The organism is Salisediminibacterium halotolerans, assembly GCF_003814815.1.
Lineage (GTDB): Bacteria > Bacillota > Bacilli > Bacillales > Salisediminibacteriaceae > Salisediminibacterium > Salisediminibacterium halotolerans.
Genome location: NZ_RKQQ01000004.1, coordinates 225492 through 242432, shown reverse-complemented (window position 1 = coordinate 242432; position 16941 = coordinate 225492). Strand labels below are relative to the sequence as shown.

The following is a 16941-nucleotide window of genomic DNA, read 5'->3' as shown; positions in this document are numbered from 1 at the left end:
CACTCCCTCCGAGTCCTCAGTAAACGACCGTTGAAGACTGTAAATTTTCTTCGAGTTCTAAATGAGCTGTCTGGTTCATATAATGGATTTTCGGTCCGTTTTCCGACACTTCCACTTTTGTTATGCCTGTATTTCCGATTACAAAAGGGCGTTTAAGCAAGTGCCAGTCCTCACCTGCGATCATATACATGAGTAAAATGCTGATCAGCCCGCCGTGAGAAACAGCAGCGATGCTTTTTCCCGGGGAGTTTTTTAAGCTTTCCGTTGCAATTCGGCAGCGTTCCGTGATCTCTTCAATCTGTTCAGTACCTTTGATCCCGGAAGTAAGCAGACTTTCGTTTTTCATATCGGGAAACTCTGCACGCATTTGTTCGCGGGTTTTGCCTTCGAGCGGACCTAATCCGACTTCGCGCAAATAGGACACGGCAGCCGGCGCCAGTTCATGATGTTTCGCGATTTGTTTCGCTGTAAAAAAAGCCCGTTGTAAATCGCTCGTATAAACCGCATCCAGCGGCAGATCGGCCAGCTTGTTTCCGACCAGTTCAGCTTGTTTTTCGCCTAAATCTGACAGCGGAAACTCCGCATGTCCTTGAATAATCCCTTGTTTATTTGCTTCCGATTGTCCATGGCGGACAAAATAAATTGTAGTCATGTTGCTCTCATCCTTTTTGTTAGTTTCCTCTGCTAATTGTACACGAAAGAAAGAGCTGCCCCAAGCGGGACAGCTCTTAATCGTACAATTGAATTATTCCTCTTCACCGCCGCCGACATAATCGTCATCGTCAAGATCAGCCGTCAAGCCTTCCGGCTGAAAAGACATCGCCATGGCAACAGCTGCTCCTTCAACACTTTCATCAGCGTCTTCAGCAAAGTGAGCCGAGACAATATACTGCCCTTCTTCAATCAGCTCATAAAACATGTAACCTTGATAGTCTTCGTCTTCGAGCGATTCATGCCATTCACCGGTAGAACCGGCATTTCCGGAGATTTCATAGTAAAAATGATACGGTGTGTCATCATCGATTAAATGACTCTCCAAGTCTTCAACATGACCGGCCGCATTGACTTCTGTAGCTTCCATACCAATGGTCGCTTCCGGATCGGGCTCTTGCGTATAAATTAAGACTTCTTCTCCTTCTTCATAATTGAAGTCTTCGTCAATTCTTAACGACAGGCCATAAAGCTCATGGTCTTCATCTTCCATCGTAAAATTAACGTATTCAACCAATCCGTCTTCACCGTATTCTGTTTCCATACCGTCGACTAAGGTAATTTCCTTGCCGAAATCTGTTTCATATTGTTCGGCTTCAAAGCTGTATTCTTCTCCATCCATTTCAAAAACAAGCTCGCCGCCTTCATGCTCGATTAATTCCACAGGAAGTTCTGCCGTTTCTTCTGCGTCAGCATCTTCATCTGCCTCATTGTTTTCTTCATCAAGATTGTTGTTTTCGTTGTTCATCTCGTTTTCGTTGTTGTCTTCCTCTTCGTTGTCAACATTGTTTTCTGTGTTGTTGTTCTCATTGTTGTTCATGTTCTCGCCATTGTTGTTCTCTTCATTCTCTACGTTGCCGCAGGCAGCTAAACCGACAGCCAGACCTGCAACGAGCAATGATTTTGATACTACTTTCATGAATACATTCCCCTTTCTTTATCGTGTTCCATATCGCATTATATCAACATTTTTCCCAGTATGCGGCATTCTAAACGACTGACAGATGAAGCTCTCACTGATTCCATTTATGCTTACGAGCTTGCGAGGGCGTCAGAACAGTATTTCGAGTGGCTAAATAATAAATGTGGGAAATTGTCAAAATTAATTACCTGTTGTTTTCAGCTTGACGAATGTATTCGCATTTCGCTTCGACATCTTCTAAAAGAGCAATCATATTATCGATATCTTCTACTTTCGTTTCCTCAGGATTCAATTCGTCCAGCTTTTTAGCGAGCGCCTCCATCTGCTGATACAAGGCATTCAGTTTCGTTTCATTATCTGTCAATTTAAGCTCCTCCTTCAAAAAACAGTTCGTTACTTTCACGGCGACCGTCAGTATATCAAAATATCAGCTCAAGGGGAATGCGCTCCGGTTGATTATGTTATAATTTTGACTGTTCATGACTCAGTTTCAGACATAAAGGAGCCTAATTATGGTGCAAAAAGAACAAACGATCTTCCCAAGCAACGATCCTTGGGAGCCGTATACAGATATTAAACAATTCGGCGAGGCGCGCCTGACAAATATTGAAATCACAACCACTCACTTGTGCAACATGCGGTGCGAGCATTGCGCCGTCGGTTATTCCTTGCTGAAAAAAGACCCGGATGCCTACTCAGCCGAGAGGATTATTCAAAGCCTCGACGACGTCGAGCACTTGCGGACGTTCAGCATTACCGGCGGCGAACCGATGATGTCAGTCAAATCGATTCAAAACCACGTATTGCCGCTGCTTCAATATGCGAAAAGCCGCGGTGCGAAAACGCAAATTAATTCAAATTTGACGATGCCTTTCGAACGTTATGAGTGGATTCTTCCTTATCTCGATGTGCTGCACATTTCGCACAATTACGGGAGCGCTGACGATTTTGCCGAGATCGGTTTTGCGGTCATGGACAAAAAACCGTCTGCAGAAAAACGAAAGGCTCTGTTTCAAACAATGGTGGAAAACAGCCGCCGTTTAGCTGCCAAAGGGGTGATGATCTCAGCGGAAACAATGATCAACAGCCGAACACTGCCGCATCTTGAAAGCATCCACGATCAAATCGTACAAATGCAGGCAGCCCGTCATGAGGTGCATCCGATGTATCCGACAAACTTCGCCGATCACTTGCCTGTCGCTTCGCTCGATGACATACGCTCTGGAATACACCGGCTGCTTGATCATAAAGATCCTGATATGTGGGTGTTGTTCGGCACATTGCCGTTTTACCCGTGCAATGACGATGCAGAAGACCAAGCGCTGATCGAAAGGCTGTTCAATGAACAAAACGTCACTGTGAGAAACGACCCTGACGGTCAATCACGGGTAAATATTAATATTTTCAGCGGTGATATTCACGTAACCGACTTTACGGCAGAAGGACAATTAGGCAATATCGAAACCGATTCATTGGAAGACGCTTATCGCAAATGGCGCGATACCAAAACGGCACAAGCATTAAACTGTCATTGTCCCGCTGCTGAGTGTCTCGGTCCGAACTTGCTCGTTAAACAAGCTTACTACCCGGATACCGACTTCACAAAACGACATGCGAAAGTGACAAAACCATGATCTTGAGCATAACAAAAGCGGCGAATGTTATTCGCCGCTCTCTGCTAATAATTCTTCCAATCTTTCCATCCTGACTTCTCTTTCTTCCTCGTTATAATGTGAAACACCAAAAATATTACTGTTTTGATAGCCGTTATACGCGATATCAAGGTCATGAATCACACGGTGAGCATAGCGTAATGCCGTTTTATTTTTATCTTCAATCGCATGGTCCAGCAGATCAACAAAGTTGGTCAAATCTTTTTCAATCGATTCTGAGTCAACTTGGTTTTTTTCTAAAAAACCCGACACTCGTTCAACTTCGTTGCGCATTTCATCGGTTGAACCTGACCAGTTGTTTTCGTCCCTGTATTTGGCGATCGCACCGTGTCCAGTCAATTCGTTCATCGTTTGATGGGCTTTTTTAACGACCTCATTTGATTTTTCAATATCTTCCGCTTCCTTTTGCGGCAGATGATCGAGTTCGTCATGAGTTGATTCGTTCAATTGTTCCGCTGCTTCGTTCTTTTCGTCATTTCCTCCCTCGATGTATGCAGGGATAAATGAATATGTAATGAAATAAACGGCTGCGAACGAAAGTGACAGTGCCAGAATAGTATAAATGACTTTCTTAATAATTCCCCCCCCCTTATCGTTCAAGATCGAAAATGAAAATTCCATCTATTTGGAAATTTTACACTGTGAAAGAACTCGTTGCAACGTCTTTTATTATTTCGACGAGTTAGCTTCATCTTTTCGCGCCGCTTTCGTCAAAATGATCGTTTATCAACATTTTGAAACCAGCGGAAAGGTTCCGCCGGTTTCAACTATCATGCTTTTTCCTCACCCATTATGTCAATATTGCGCCAGCCGCCAAATCGGTAATAGAGCATCGCGATTAAACTGCTCAAAACAAGGCTCGCTGCCATGCCGATGCCGATCCCGGCTTCGCCGAAATACATGGCCGCGATGTACGTGAGCGGAAAACGAAGCACCCAAAACGAAATGACATTCAACACAAAGACTTGGAACATCGCACCTGCTGCGCGGATAACTCCGTTGAGGACGAAGTTGATCCCTAAAAACGGATAGAAAAACGCGACCGTCTGCACATACATCGTGCCAAAAGCAATCGTTTCCGGGTCTTGGACGAACATCCCCACGAGCGTTTCGGCAAAGATGAAGACAAGTGTACTCACCGTTCCAGACACAATCGCAATTAACAGCAACCCGCTTTTCGTTATTTCCCGAACACGCGGCCATAAATCAGCGCCGATATTTTGTCCGGCCATGCTGTTAATCGCCGAACCGAGCGTCAGTGCCGGCAGCATAATTAAACTGTCGAGCCGCTGTGCTGCACCGAAGCCGGCAACAACTTCCTCTCCAAACCCGGTAACGACCGTCATAATCGCGAGCACTCCGCCGGAGATCACCATCATCGACAAACCAGACGGCAATCCGAGCTTAAATATCCTCCGCAGCTGTTCAAGCCGAGGCAGAAAGGGGATCGAAAACGGAACGCCCGCCTTTTTCACTGAAAAGATCAGCCCGTATAAAAACGCCGTTCCTTGCGAAACAATCGTAGCATAAGCAGCGCCGGCAATCCCCCAGTCAAAACCGGAGATAAACAGCGGATCTAAAACAGTATTTAATAACAGCGCCAGAGTCACAAAGCGAACCGGCGTCTTACTGTCGCCAAGCGCGCGAAGAACTGTCGCGATAAAATTGTAACCGAACAAAAAGATAATCCCGATAAAATTAATCCGCAAGTATAAAGCGGCAAGAGGGAGAATCTCATCCGGGGTCCCCATCCATATAAGCACTTGTTCAGAAATGACCACGCCGACAATGCCCATCAGAAGCGTTAATAACCCAAGCGTGACAACAAATGCATTCAGTGCCCGCTTTAATCCCGCTTCATCTTTCGCTCCTCTGTGCTGTGAAAGGACGGTAAGCGCAGCGGTATTGATTCCGATAATAAATGATAAAATGGTAAATACGACCGTTCCTGAGATCGCGATCGCACCGAGCGCATTCGGCCCAAGTAAGTTGCCGACCCACAATGAATCGACAACTTGATAAGACGTCTGTAAAATATTTGTTAAAAATATCGGTGCGGAAAACAGCACCATTTTCCGCATAATACTGCCATTTGTAAAATCATACGCAGCAGATTGCAAAGCCGGCCTCCTTCTTTGCCCTTGAGAACAAAAGCTTACGCTTGTTTCAGTTCGTACGTTTCCGTTATTTCAACCGCGTCTTCAACTGTGCGCGCCATCGGGCAATGTTTATGAGCTGTTTCAACTGCTTTAGCTAATTTCGTATCCTCAATGTCCGAGCTGATCACGGTGAAATGCAAGGCAATTTTTGTCAATTTGTTCGCGTTTTGCTCATCGCGTTCGACATCTGCTTCAACCGAGATGTCTTCAACTGTAAACCGTTTCTTCTCCAGCACTTTTTTCAGCACTGAAGCGCTGCATACGGCAATCGATCCGACCATCATTTGATAAGGACGGTATCCTTTTTCTTCATTCCCGGAAATCGTCATCTTGCCGAATTCTGTATCGGTTTCAAAACCTTCGTTGTGATTATACGTAAATTTCATACCTGTCATCCCTTTCTTTTTCTGTTCACTGTATTATGAGTTTAAACACTCAGCGCATCATGATTCAACAATTATGATTGCAATTATTTCGAGACGCGTTACAATATAGTGCGCAAGCCATTTTCTGATTCAAAGGAGCCGATGACGTGACACAAACTCAACAACCGTCTAACAATCCGATATACCGGTATTGGACACTCGTCGGAATGGTTATGATTGCCGGCTTTTCACAAGGCATGCTGCTTCCGGTATTAGCTGTCATGCTCGAAGGCGCAGGCATCTCTTCCTCCGCGAACGGCCTGAACGCTGCCGCTTTGTATATCGGGATTATTTTAATATCTCCGTTTATCGAACAGCCCGTGAGAAAATACGGCTATAAACCGATTATTTTGATCGGGCTTGTTTTAGTCGGCGTTTCCTTACTTCTCTTTCCTGTTTGGCAAGCGTTTTGGTTTTGGTTTTTCCTGCGGATTATCGTCGGGATTGCCGATAATTTAATCCACTTTTCTACACAAGTCTGGATCAGCACGACAGCTGCCCCTTCAACCCGGGGACGTCAGCTTGCCATTTACGGCCTTGCTTTCGGTCTCGGGTTCGGAATCGGACCGATGATGACCCGTCTGCTGGCGTTTAATGATTATTTACCGTTTATTATTGCAGCCGGGTCAAGTTTAATTGCTCTCGGCTTCATGCTTTTGTTAAAAAACGAGTATCCTGCTGCAGACTTTGAAACGGCGCAAAATTTAAATACATTCGGGCGTTATGCCAGCGTGTTAAAACTCGCGTGGTTTGCCCTTCTTCCGGGATTTGCCTTCGGCTATATGGAAGCTTCGCTGCACGGGAATTACCCGGTTTATGCGATCCGGATGGGGATTGATCTTGATTTCGTCACTGTGTTTCTGCTCCCCTCTTTTGTTTTCGGAAGCCTGATCACTCAGCTCCCGCTCGGTATTCTCAGTGACAAATTCGGACGAAGCAACGTTTTGCTGGTGCTGTTATCTGTCGGATCCGTACTGTTTTTCTCCATGTCTTGGGCGGAGCAAAACCTTATTGTGCTGTTCAGCCTGTTTGTCATCACGGGAATGCTGCTGGGCTCTCTTTATTCGCTCGGAGTAGCTTATTTAGCCGACTTAGTCCCTGCTTCTTTGCTTCCAACAGGCAGTGTGATGACGGCCGTCATGTTCGCTTCCGGAAGCATGATCGGACCGGTCGTCGGCGGTGTTATGATCGGACTCGTCGGTCAAGGCGCTGTCTATTATTCTCTCTCCGGCATGCTGTTTCTCTTGTTTATTGCCGGGGTTATCTTTCGCATCCGCACACATACGCAACTGGAAAACGCCGCATAAAAAACTTGCCGCCAGAAACATTGACGGCAAGCTTTTTCGATTTAACATTTATTTTGAAAATACTTCACTGAGAATTTTATCGTTTTTCGCTTCGTTCAAGTTTTTATACGTAACCGATTCCGGCTCTTTTTGCATGGCGTTTTTGAACGTATTCGCCTGATCGGATTCGCCGACGATGTGAATATCATGCCAGCCGTATTTTTTCTTCATTTTCTCAACTTTCGTCGCCAGATCGCGATAAAACCGTGACATGTTTTCTTTAAATCTTGTCTGGAATTTATCTACGTGCGTGGCGCTTGAAGCGGTTCGGTCTGCAGAACCGAGCCCTTCATGCAGCGACCATTCTTCCTTACCGGAATCGAACGTATACACGAGCTCTGAATGAACCTCACCGAGGGCAGTGTCGAGAACTCGCACTTCATCCATGTTCGGAAGCACAATTGCGCTGCGCGGGTGCGTTTCTTCTAATTCTTTTAACTGGTCAAGCACGGGATAAGATTCCCAATGAAAGCTTGTTTCCACCGGTATTTGCAAGAAGTGCACACTCCATAAATCTTTTTCTTCGGACGCAAAAATTACGACGCTTTTTTGCAGAGATGTGCGGTTTTCTTCAATTTCCTTATTCACTTTATCGCTGATTGTCTTAAATGCTTTTTTCTGATCTTTGTCACCAGATGCATCTAAATACTCCGTAATACGTTTAAGCCCGTTTTTCAATTCAATTTTCCACTCACCGCTCTGCTTATCCGGGTTGGCAGGGTCCGTATTCAGATATAGCGTAAAAATACACTTGTCATCGCATTGAATGTTTTTCAGTTCTTGTATTTCGTTAGTCAGTGCCATGTGGATTCCTCCTAATTTCTTGTCTAGTGTGAATGTAACCCGTTTTGAAATGGATTAAACTTCAAAAAATAAAACCCCGCTTATGCGGGGTTTTCAGAGTGTTGACAAAGTCATGACATCGATCGATGTCCTATTAAAAGGAACGGATGACTACGCATCGTCCGGCTTCTTTCACCTGAAGGTATCACTGCGACATCGGCTCAAAAAGACTTCGCCGTGTCTTACTAGTCCGCGGGCGAGCGCCGAGCCGCTTCGGGCTTGCCCTGCAGGGTCTCGTCTGTCTCGCTATCCCGCAGGAAAAAGCCGGGATGCTGGATCATCCTCTTTTTTGAAGCGAGTATATTAATGAAAAAGAAGCCATGCATCCACTCCTCCGACGCCTCCGGGAAAGCAAGCGACGAAGATCCGGATTCGGCGGTCTTAGACCGCCGAATCCTAGCTGAGTCCTTGCCCGGGGCAAGCGGAGGTTAGCGGTTGCGTGGCTTACGTCAAAATAATCGTTTGTCTACAACCTGAAAAACCCCGCTTATGCGGGGTTTTTCGGATTGATTATTGACTGCTCTGTTCTTCAGCACCGGATGGCAATGATTCTTGCTGCATTTGCGGCGATTCCAGTTTCGCTTTAACTGTTTTGACTTCATCATAAGAGTCCTGCACAGCATCAAGCAGCTGGTATATATGGCCTTTCATACTTTGCGTCGATTCCATAATCTGTTCTACATCTTTGGAAGCTTCTTCAACGATCGTTTGGATCCGCTCGCTCGATTGACGGAGCTGATTGATAACTTCCTCGCGATTTTCGCTAATTACGTTCGTCCAATGTTTCGTCGTCCCCGCCCATTCTGCAACTGTATTGCGAGCTTGTTTGTTTGAAGCAACAAAAATGCTCCCGGCAGCTAAACCGATCAGCGAGCCGCCGATTACCCATTGTTTTGTGTTCATGTTTTCCAGCTCCCTTCCGTTCTTATAGTTTCCTCCATTATGCCTGTCTATCATTTTACCAATAATCCGTTCACGGTTAAACGCTTTTGTACCAGATTCTCCCGTTTTCTTCTCGCGATGTGATTTCGCCAAGTTCCTCAAGCAAGTCGAAGTGTCCGAGCGTTTCTGAAAATGTCAGCGCCGGCTGCTTGCTGTACATTTTCGGATACATCTGTTGACAGACTTCAAAAGCCGTCTTTTCCTTTTCTTCAAGCCATTTTTTAAAAACAGCTGCTTTACTCGTCTGTTCGTGCAAACGTTCATCGATTAATCGGTCCGGTTCGGTAATATCTTCACCGTGACCCGGATAAACGATCGCAGCTCCGCGGCATTTTTTCATCGCATCACGGTATTTCAGCAATGTTTTTGGGCGCGGTTCGTTTTTCTCATAAGGAGCTTCTAAGATCGCATTCGAGGAAATATGCCCAATTAAATGATCGCCGGCGATCATCGTCCCGCCTCTTTCGTTCCATAGCGAAATATGCGTCTCGGCATGACCAGGCGTCTCGATTACCCGCCATCCCGGCAACCCGTCGATCTCATCGCCTTCTTGCAACGAGCCATCAAAGCGATTTTCTTCTGTGTACTTCATATAATAACGGTTTCCTTGTTCGATATCTTGAATCCAGTTTTCCGGCATACCGTGCTGACGATAAAATCCGGCAAAAAATTTTCTTCTTTCTTCAAAAAAACTCATATCTTTACGGAGCCAAGGCTCTATTTTCGGATGACCGATAATGTCAGCATGTTCTTGAAATACGTGCGTCATCCCGATATGATCCGGATGATGATGAGTTAAAATCACACGGTCAATATCTTTAGGCCGTAAGTTCATTTCGCGTAACCGGCGCAGCAGCTGCCCTCGGGCTTCCTCGGTTTTCGGCCCTGTATCAATCAGCACGAGCGCATCTGACCAGATGAGGTACGTGTTGACAGGCCCGACGAGAAAAGGTGTCGGCAGCGTCATTTGCCTTATTTGAGCTGTTTTTTTAATCAGCGGTAATTCCATCATGATTTCCCATCCTTTTTTACGGCTTCTTTGCAATTGTTCATAAAATTGTAAAGGCTTTTGCTCGACAGCCTATGTGAAAACCTTTACAATCGTAATTGTTAGAAAATTTTGATTAAAGGGTGATGACTTGATGGGACGGCGCATACAAAAAAGCTTCGATGAGCTCGTGAAAGAGAATAAAGCTGAAATATTAAAAGATGATCAAGCAATGTCTAAGATTGAAGAGCGGATTGACCAAAAATACGAGAAAGAATTAGCTGAGAATTCGTAACACAGCATAACAAAACATGTGAAAAAACACACATCGAGTGTGTTACGCTAAACCGGCTCCCGCGAATGCGGGGCCGGTTTTCTATCAGTCATCTTGGTATTTTTTAATTAATTGATGAAACTTCAGCGCATGTCCGATGTCGCCGTCCACTTTTAATTGCCCTTTCATATAAGCCATTGTCGGGTTTAAATCGTCGTTTGCTAACTGGATAAAATGATCGTCGCTCAATTTTAGCGTTAACCTCGGCTCCCACTTCACACCTGTCGTATACGTCACTTCTCCGCGATCGATCTTCAGCTGGTATGTGCCAGATTCTGAACCGGTAAGGTCAAATTGATAAACATATGAAAGCTGTTCGATCGGCGCCGGATCTGTATTCATTTTTGCCGTCAGTTTTTCAAAGGTTGCCTGCACAGCCATATTCTCACCCCGCCATATAATGATTGAATGTTCATTCATTTCTATTATACATAAAAACGCTCGCATAGACGAGCGTTTTATTCTGCACTTTCTGCATCTGGGTGCAACCCAGCCAACTTTACAGCAATGGCCGCTTCGCTCGCCGATGCCAGTTCTTCACTCTTAACGTTTGCATCATATTGATGGATCCGGATCGGCTCTAAAAAAGTTACCTGAACTTCGCCGGGGGTGATGATGTGGTTTTCATTTGCCTCCATCATTGTATAGGTGCCTTCAATAGCAACAGGAACAATCGTCGCTTTCGACTTTTCCGCCATTTTGAAGCTGCCTTTTTTAAACGTGTTGACCGGTCCGCCTTTACTTCTCGTTCCTTCCGGAAAGATTATGAGACTTCTGCCGCCCTCGAGTTTTTCAGCTCCTTCAAGCAAGGCGCCGATCGCTTGCCGGCGGTTTTTCCGGTCAATAAATACGCAGTCCAGGTGCTCCATCCAAGCACGAATCAGCGGAATTTTTTTCACTTCCATTTTCGATATAAAGCCGATTTTTCTGCCTGTGTGTGCAAGCAGCACCGGAATATCAAAGTTTCCCTGATGATTGGCAACGAACAGCACCGGTTCATCTTTTGGGATATTTGCTGCTCCGTTGACATGCACCGTTCCGCCGGCAAGTTTAATTAAACGTGACGACCAGTTTTTTGCGGTGATGTGGATATAATCGTGATAATCGTTGATGTCTTTTTGTTTCAGCCGCTTCGCCTTCCAAAGCTTTGGAAGCACCGCGACCAAATAGCTCGCAAAATAGACAAACCAAACAGCCGTGCGCAGCATAAGTGTCGTCCCTTTCTTTTCTTTATCTCTTCACAGTTGTAATTGGATCTTAGCATAAAGCATTAAGAGTTACCAATCGGCTAATAACGCGCGTTTTTTCTCTTCTTTCATTTCACAGTCCGGACATTTCGTCCGGCTTCGCTCTTTCTTTCCGCCGCAGGCAGGACAATCGTCCATCTCTAACGTTTGCAGAAGAATCGGCCGGCTGAACTTGCCGACAGTATCCAAAGACTTGATTGTCACTTCTTCTGCCGCCAGACTGCAAATATCACAAGCAACACACCTTGATGGATCTGCATATAAGTCGGCACGGTCCGCGGTATCCTCGCGGATGATCGCTCCAGTCGGACAAACGGCTGTGAGCAAATCCCAAGAAGATGAGGGAGCTTTCAAGCTGATTTCTCCGCTTGTCATCCGCTTGGCAATATCCGCATCATTTTCGCCGCTGTCTGCGTCGACTTTATACAAATAAGCAGCCGCGTACGTTTGTTTTTCCGTTTGCGGAATTTTCTTTTGCAGCGACGGTTCCTCGGTGTAAGAATCGATAAATAAATCACCGATTTCTTGTTTTGTCTGCACCGATGTCATTTGAAACAGTTCTCTCCGGTTATACGCTCTTTTCTTACCGGATTTATCAAAAGCTTTATCAATCAGTTCTGTATCATCTGTATAGGAAAGGCGATTCCAGTCCTTCAGCCAGCTTAAGCCTTCTTCCGGATCCCAGCTGACAGAGCACGACGAGCATATGCCGGGATCACAATACACCTCTTTCGCTTTATTATGCAGTTCAGTCATCATCAGCCATTCCGGACTCAGCCATTTCAAACAAGGCAAAACGACGTCGTTGCCGTCTGAATCGGCTTGTTCGCGGCATGTAAAAGTAACCTTGTCCCGCTGTAAAATCCGTCTTTCGTATTTGCTCATCATTTCAGCTTCATAAAAGACAGCATCCGTCGGGCATACATGAACACAAAAATGACAGTCACGGCATTGTTCACTGTTAAACTTGACCGCACGGCCGTCGATCTCCAGTGCATTGTGCGGACATTCATCCACACATGCCGTGCAGGCATTCTCCTTGTGACGCTGACGCAAACACCTGCTCTCGCTGATTCGGATCATCGTCCGCTCCTGTATGCGTTTAAACAAAAACCGTTCAAGCATCATGCAGCCCCCCCTTCACTGTCTTTATTTTATCAAGTTTGACACAGTGCAAGGAGAAAAAACGATAATTTTCAAAAAAACGCCATGATTAAAAAGCTTCTTTTCGGGGAACGATTTAACAGGGAGGGATGCTTATGATCCGATATCATGCTATTATTGACGGCCGTGTTCAGGGCGTCGGATTTCGTTTTCAGGCGCAAATGACTGCAGCGGAAAACGATGTAACCGGCTGGGTCCAAAACAAAAGCGACAGCACGGTCGAATTAGAAGCACAAGGAGAACCAACAAACGTGGACGCATTTTTTTCTAAGCTGCAATCACTTCCGTACCCTGTAAAAATTAAAAAGATTGACAAAACCGAAAAGGAAATCGTCCCCGGTGAAGCGAAATTTAAGATTGAGCATTAAGACAGGTCGCCTGATTACGAATCAGGCGACCGTTTTTCATGCAGATCCAGGGATTGAACGAGCTCATACGACCGGAAGCGGTCATCTTGATCATATGTGATTGTAACAATCATCACCTCATCCGTCTGATAATCAGCAGCAAATTGCTGAAGCTGCTCTCGCACAAGGTCAGGCGTGCCGACAATCATCCGCTTGCGGTTTTCCTTGATTTGCTCAGCTTCGAAGTTCGACAGTTCGATCTTTTCAGCTTCTGATGGCGACGGGGTACCTGACGATTTCTCACCTTTTAACAGCATCAACAATGATAAATCAAAACTTTTCGCAATGTATTCTGCTTTCGCTTCTGTGTCTGCACAGACAACAAACACCGCCGCCATATTTTGCGGCTTTTCCGCTTGCACCCCCGGTGTAAAACCCGTTAAGTACTCGGCCATATAGTCGCGGCCTCCGTCACCGTTAATGAAGTGCGCAAAGGTATAAGGGAGCCCTTTTTCTGCCGCCAAAGCTGCGCTTCCCGGACTGGAGCCGAGTATCCAAACCGGCGGAACGGTATCAATGACAGGACCGGCTTGGACATTTGGGTAAGGGTGGGTTTCATCTGCCTGGTCCCGCAAATACATTAGCAAATGATCGACCTGTTGCGGAAAGCGCGAAGCATTGCGCGGCCTGCCTTCGCTCAGCGCCCAGGAAGCAACCGGCATTCCGCCCGGCGCCCGGCCGATACCTAGATCCACTCTGCCGGGATAAAGTGCTTCAAGCATGCGGAAATTTTCTGCTGTTTTAAACGGGCTGTAATGCGGCAGCATCACTCCGCCGGAACCGATTCTTATCGTCGATGTCTTCGCGCCGAGCCGGGCTAATAAAACTTCGGGTGATGTTCCGGCAAGCGCGCCTGAATCGTGATGTTCGGAGACCCAAAAACGATGGAACCCCCATCGTTCTGCTAAATTCGCCAGCTCTTCCGTTTCGTTGAGCGCGTCCTTGGCTGTTCGTCCTTTCGCGATCGGCGATTGATCGAGGATGCTTAATTTCATTTCGACACCCCTCCGTTTCTGAACTCATTATCTTAAACTCTTTGTCAGGATGCAAAACTTCCGCATAAAAAAAGAGAAGAGACAAATTCTCTTCTCTTTTCTCTGTGTATCACTTAATATTTAATGGGGCTAATTGCTCCATAACATTATTATACGTGGCGCCGCCTGATAAAAGCGAAGCGGCCGTATATGCTCCTTCAATAAATGATACATCCATCAGTTCAATTTTTTTATCACTCATATCGATCGCCATCTCCATTGTCATTTTGGCGCTTCCTAAATCATAAAACGCCAGACAATGCGAACTCTCGTTGGCTTCAATCGCGGCTTGTATTTTTTCAAAGCTGGAACCGATATCATCATCATCCGTTCCGCCTGCATAGGTAATCGAGACTTCAGGAGCCGCCTCTTTCAACATCCTGTAGACACCATGAGCCAAATCTGCAACGTGCGATGAAATAATAATACCTATATCAGACATCTGTCAGCCCCTCTTCTATTAAGCTTATAAATAGATAACCGATTGAAACTGCACCCGGGTCGAGCTCACCGATCGAGCGCTCCCCTAAATAAGAGGCGCGTCCTTTGGTTGCCTTTAATTCTCTTGTCGCTTCGACAGCATCTTCGACAGCTTCAACGGTCAAATTCCCTGCTTCAAGCTCTCGATAAACAGGGGCAAAAACATCAACCATCGTTTTTTCGCCTTCTTCAGCTTTCCCTCGCTTTTGAACACCGTCTAACCCTGCTTTGACAACAGCACTTAAATCATCAGCCTCCGTCATTTGCTTCGACATTTCCAGGAGAGCTGTGCCATACAGGGGGCCGGCTGCGCCGCCGATTTTACTTAATAACGCTACTGAGGCATTTTTTAAAACTTCACTGCCGTTTGCTGGGTCAGCTGCTTGTAATTTTTTACGCATCTCTTCAATACCGCGGGCCATATTATTACCGTGATCGCCATCGCCGATAATGCCGTCTAATTCACTTAAATAATCTTTATTTGCCTCAATTTTTTCAGCGAAACGTTCAAGCCATCTATTTGTTTGTTCTGCTGTTAACATGTTTATCCTCCTTCACCAATCCGTCACGCTGACTGGATGATTTAACAGCTCGACCCAGTCGTCCTCTAGCTTTAGCATTGTCAGTGAGACCCCGTTCATATCCAATGATGTCATCCAGTTGCCGACTTTTTTATAAGGTATTGCAATTGCTTCATTACTCAATTGTTTTTTTACATCATTTGCTAAAATATACTGCTCCATTAACGGCGTTGCTCCCAAACCGTTAATAAGTAAGGCATACTCTTGACCCGGCTGAAAATCAAATGCCTTTTTTAACTGAGCTGTCAATTCTGCGGCAATCTTTTCGGCTGATTTAATCGCAGTACGTTTATAACCAGGTTCACTGTGAATGCCAACCCCGTATTCCATTTCATCATCAGCTAAAGTAAAACCCGGCTTTCCTACCTCGGGCACAGTCGCTGCAGTCATCGCGACGCCTACTGATTTGACATTCAAGACGAGTCTGACTGCTAATTGTTTAAGTTCATGAAGAGAATAGCCTCTGTCAGCTGCAGCACCTAAAATTTTATGAACGAATACCGTTCCGGCTACCCCGCGTTTACCCGCTGTATGAGTACTGTCTTCTACGGCAATGTCATCGTCCACAATGACGTAATCAACATTAATACCTTCAGCTTCTGCCAGTTCTTTTGCCATATCAAAATTCATCACATCGCCGGTATAATTCTTAATTATTAAAAAGACTCCCTCACCGGCATCAGCTGCTTTGATACCTTCGAAGACTTGGTCAGGAGTCGGAGAAGTAAAGACTTCTCCGCTCACAGCGGCTTGCAGCATTCCTTTTCCGACAAAGCCTGCATGGGCCGGTTCATGGCCGCTTCCGCCCCCGCTCACCAATGTAACCTTATTTGGTTGAATATCTTTTTGTGCAATCACAGTTGTATCTTCAATACGTTTCACTCGATCGCCATTCGCATATACAAACCCGTCTAACATTTCATCTACGACATTGCTCGGTTCATTAATGATTTTTTTCATATTGTTCCTCCTCGTATATTTTACTTATGCCCATCAATGACAGAGATTTCTCAAGTGTTCTGAGGGATTTCTGCCGGCTGCCGCAAGCCTGTTTTACACCGGAAAGTCTTTTACATAAGTTCCCTTTTATTTCAATAAAAAAACTTGCACAACTAAACCTGGAATTCCTCCAAGTTTTTGTTGTGCAAGCTCAATATCTCCGCACTGACTATAAATTTTTAATTCACCTTAACATGAATAGGCAATACTGGGAGACACCTTTGGTGATTATCCTTTTTAAACGCTGAAATCATCAGATATCGACTTATTTTTTAATGACTTGATGAAAAAAATACCTTGTTTCAAGTTGTAACTTGAAACAAGGTTTACAAAAGGTATATAAAGGCAAAGTATACTCAGAGTTTAAAAAATGCAGTAATAATTATGAACAATCAGGATTGCGCGGAATTTTCGTAATGGAAATATCGTTAATCATTCTAGTGTTGCGGCGGATGATACAAACGTAATTTTTTGTATAGATGTAAGAAGGGATCTCATCAGTCTCGGATTCAAACATCATCGCATCGAATTTATCGCCGACTTTCGCTTCAAAGACTGTTCTAGTATACGTTTCCGTATCCGTTGAAAAGTCCCGCCATTCGCACATCATAGGTCTATTGATTGTTTTCATCTGTATCACATCCCCTTTCGTTATGATCATTGTAACATAACAGTTCACCTTGTAC

At 45.2% G+C, this 16941-nt stretch carries 22 protein-coding genes; 5 read left to right on the top strand and 17 right to left on the bottom strand.

The window, feature by feature from the left end:
- Positions 1–16: 16 nt before the first annotated feature.
- The 3 genes from EDD67_RS09310 to EDD67_RS09300 form a co-directional block, all read right to left on the bottom strand.
- Positions 17–652: a histidine phosphatase family protein gene (locus tag EDD67_RS09310; RefSeq protein WP_121440594.1), complete on the bottom strand. Its 636-nt coding sequence runs from the start codon at positions 650–652 to the stop codon at positions 17–19.
- Positions 653–745: 93 nt separating this feature from the next.
- Complete coding sequence (locus EDD67_RS09305; RefSeq protein WP_121440595.1) at positions 746–1630, bottom strand: hypothetical protein; 885 nt, start codon at positions 1628–1630, stop codon at positions 746–748.
- Between the two features lie 187 nt (positions 1631–1817).
- Positions 1818–1997: an SE1561 family protein gene (locus EDD67_RS09300; RefSeq protein WP_121440596.1), complete on the bottom strand. Its 180-nt coding sequence runs from the start codon at positions 1995–1997 to the stop codon at positions 1818–1820.
- A gap of 148 nt (positions 1998–2145) precedes the next feature.
- Between EDD67_RS09300 and yfkAB the strand changes: the two genes are divergently transcribed.
- The gene (gene yfkAB / locus EDD67_RS09295) at positions 2146–3267 is read left to right on the top strand and encodes a radical SAM/CxCxxxxC motif protein YfkAB (protein WP_121440597.1); all 1122 of its coding nucleotides are present in this window, start codon (positions 2146–2148) and stop codon (positions 3265–3267) included.
- 27 nt (positions 3268–3294) lie between these two features.
- Here the strand turns inward: yfkAB and EDD67_RS09290 are convergent, their stop codons facing one another.
- The 3 genes from EDD67_RS09290 to EDD67_RS09280 all read right to left on the bottom strand — a co-directional run bounded on the left by EDD67_RS09290 (position 3295) and on the right by EDD67_RS09280 (position 5851).
- The gene (locus EDD67_RS09290; RefSeq protein WP_123875833.1) at positions 3295–3753 is read right to left on the bottom strand and encodes a hypothetical protein; all 459 of its coding nucleotides are present in this window, start codon (positions 3751–3753) and stop codon (positions 3295–3297) included.
- A 323-nt stretch (positions 3754–4076) separates the two neighbouring features.
- A complete protein-coding gene (locus tag EDD67_RS09285; protein WP_121440626.1) occupies positions 4077–5387 on the bottom strand; it encodes an MATE family efflux transporter in 1311 nt (436 codons plus the stop codon).
- A 74-nt stretch (positions 5388–5461) separates the two neighbouring features.
- A complete protein-coding gene (locus EDD67_RS09280) occupies positions 5462–5851 on the bottom strand; it encodes an OsmC family protein (protein WP_121440599.1) in 390 nt (129 codons plus the stop codon).
- A gap of 146 nt (positions 5852–5997) precedes the next feature.
- On the opposite strand from EDD67_RS09280, the gene EDD67_RS09275 reads away from it, so the two are divergent.
- Positions 5998–7197 carry an MFS transporter gene (locus EDD67_RS09275; protein WP_121440600.1) on the top strand — a complete coding sequence of 400 codons (1200 nt, stop codon included), beginning with the start codon at positions 5998–6000 and terminating at the stop codon, positions 7195–7197.
- A 48-nt stretch (positions 7198–7245) separates the two neighbouring features.
- Here EDD67_RS09275 and EDD67_RS09270 read toward each other — a convergent pair whose 3' ends face one another.
- On the bottom strand, positions 7246–8040 hold the full coding sequence (locus EDD67_RS09270) for a VLRF1 family aeRF1-type release factor (protein ID WP_093073063.1): 795 nt from the start codon (positions 8038–8040) through the stop codon (positions 7246–7248).
- Between the two features lie 112 nt (positions 8041–8152).
- On the opposite strand from EDD67_RS09270, the gene EDD67_RS09265 reads away from it, so the two are divergent.
- Positions 8153–8386, top strand: a complete 234-nt coding sequence (locus EDD67_RS09265; RefSeq protein ID WP_123875832.1) for a hypothetical protein — start codon at positions 8153–8155, stop codon at positions 8384–8386.
- 203 nt (positions 8387–8589) lie between these two features.
- Here EDD67_RS09265 and EDD67_RS09260 read toward each other — a convergent pair whose 3' ends face one another.
- Both EDD67_RS09260 and EDD67_RS09255 read right to left on the bottom strand, forming a co-directional pair.
- Entirely contained in the window at positions 8590–8982 is a 393-nt protein-coding gene (locus EDD67_RS09260; protein ID WP_093073064.1) for a hypothetical protein, read from the bottom strand.
- 76 nt (positions 8983–9058) lie between these two features.
- On the bottom strand, positions 9059–10033 hold the full coding sequence (locus EDD67_RS09255) for an MBL fold metallo-hydrolase (RefSeq protein WP_242006060.1): 975 nt from the start codon (positions 10031–10033) through the stop codon (positions 9059–9061).
- A 130-nt stretch (positions 10034–10163) separates the two neighbouring features.
- Between EDD67_RS09255 and EDD67_RS09250 the strand changes: the two genes are divergently transcribed.
- The gene (locus tag EDD67_RS09250) at positions 10164–10304 is read left to right on the top strand and encodes an FbpB family small basic protein (RefSeq protein WP_121440601.1); all 141 of its coding nucleotides are present in this window, start codon (positions 10164–10166) and stop codon (positions 10302–10304) included.
- An 84-nt stretch (positions 10305–10388) separates the two neighbouring features.
- On the opposite strand, the gene EDD67_RS09245 is transcribed toward EDD67_RS09250, so the two are convergent.
- The 3 genes from EDD67_RS09245 to EDD67_RS09235 all read right to left on the bottom strand — a co-directional run bounded on the left by EDD67_RS09245 (position 10389) and on the right by EDD67_RS09235 (position 12718).
- Entirely contained in the window at positions 10389–10724 is a 336-nt protein-coding gene (locus tag EDD67_RS09245) for an SCP2 sterol-binding domain-containing protein (RefSeq protein WP_158638264.1), read from the bottom strand.
- 77 nt (positions 10725–10801) lie between these two features.
- Positions 10802–11551, bottom strand: coding sequence for a lysophospholipid acyltransferase family protein (locus EDD67_RS09240; protein WP_121440603.1), 750 nt, complete (start codon positions 11549–11551; stop codon positions 10802–10804).
- 69 nt (positions 11552–11620) lie between these two features.
- Entirely contained in the window at positions 11621–12718 is a 1098-nt protein-coding gene (locus EDD67_RS09235) for a 4Fe-4S dicluster domain-containing protein (protein WP_121440604.1), read from the bottom strand.
- A 131-nt stretch (positions 12719–12849) separates the two neighbouring features.
- Here EDD67_RS09235 and EDD67_RS09230 point away from each other — a divergent pair, with 131 nt between their 5' ends.
- Positions 12850–13122 (top strand): acylphosphatase, encoded by a 273-nt coding sequence (locus EDD67_RS09230; protein ID WP_121440605.1) that lies wholly within the window; start codon positions 12850–12852, stop codon positions 13120–13122.
- A gap of 14 nt (positions 13123–13136) precedes the next feature.
- Here EDD67_RS09230 and EDD67_RS09225 read toward each other — a convergent pair whose 3' ends face one another.
- The 5 genes from EDD67_RS09225 to EDD67_RS09205 form a co-directional block, all read right to left on the bottom strand.
- On the bottom strand, positions 13137–14156 hold the full coding sequence (locus EDD67_RS09225) for an LLM class flavin-dependent oxidoreductase (RefSeq protein ID WP_121440606.1): 1020 nt from the start codon (positions 14154–14156) through the stop codon (positions 13137–13139).
- A gap of 109 nt (positions 14157–14265) precedes the next feature.
- On the bottom strand, positions 14266–14637 hold the full coding sequence (gene dhaM, locus EDD67_RS09220) for a dihydroxyacetone kinase phosphoryl donor subunit DhaM (RefSeq protein WP_121440607.1): 372 nt from the start codon (positions 14635–14637) through the stop codon (positions 14266–14268).
- Complete coding sequence (gene dhaL, locus EDD67_RS09215; RefSeq protein ID WP_121440608.1) at positions 14630–15217, bottom strand: dihydroxyacetone kinase subunit DhaL; 588 nt, start codon at positions 15215–15217, stop codon at positions 14630–14632. Before dhaL ends, dhaM begins: the two co-directional genes overlap by 8 nt.
- Before the next feature lie 12 nt (positions 15218–15229).
- A complete protein-coding gene (dhaK, locus tag EDD67_RS09210; protein ID WP_121440609.1) occupies positions 15230–16216 on the bottom strand; it encodes a dihydroxyacetone kinase subunit DhaK in 987 nt (328 codons plus the stop codon).
- Between the two features lie 421 nt (positions 16217–16637).
- Positions 16638–16886 (bottom strand): hypothetical protein, encoded by a 249-nt coding sequence (locus tag EDD67_RS09205; RefSeq protein WP_177169701.1) that lies wholly within the window; start codon positions 16884–16886, stop codon positions 16638–16640.
- Positions 16887–16941: the final 55 nt, after the last annotated feature.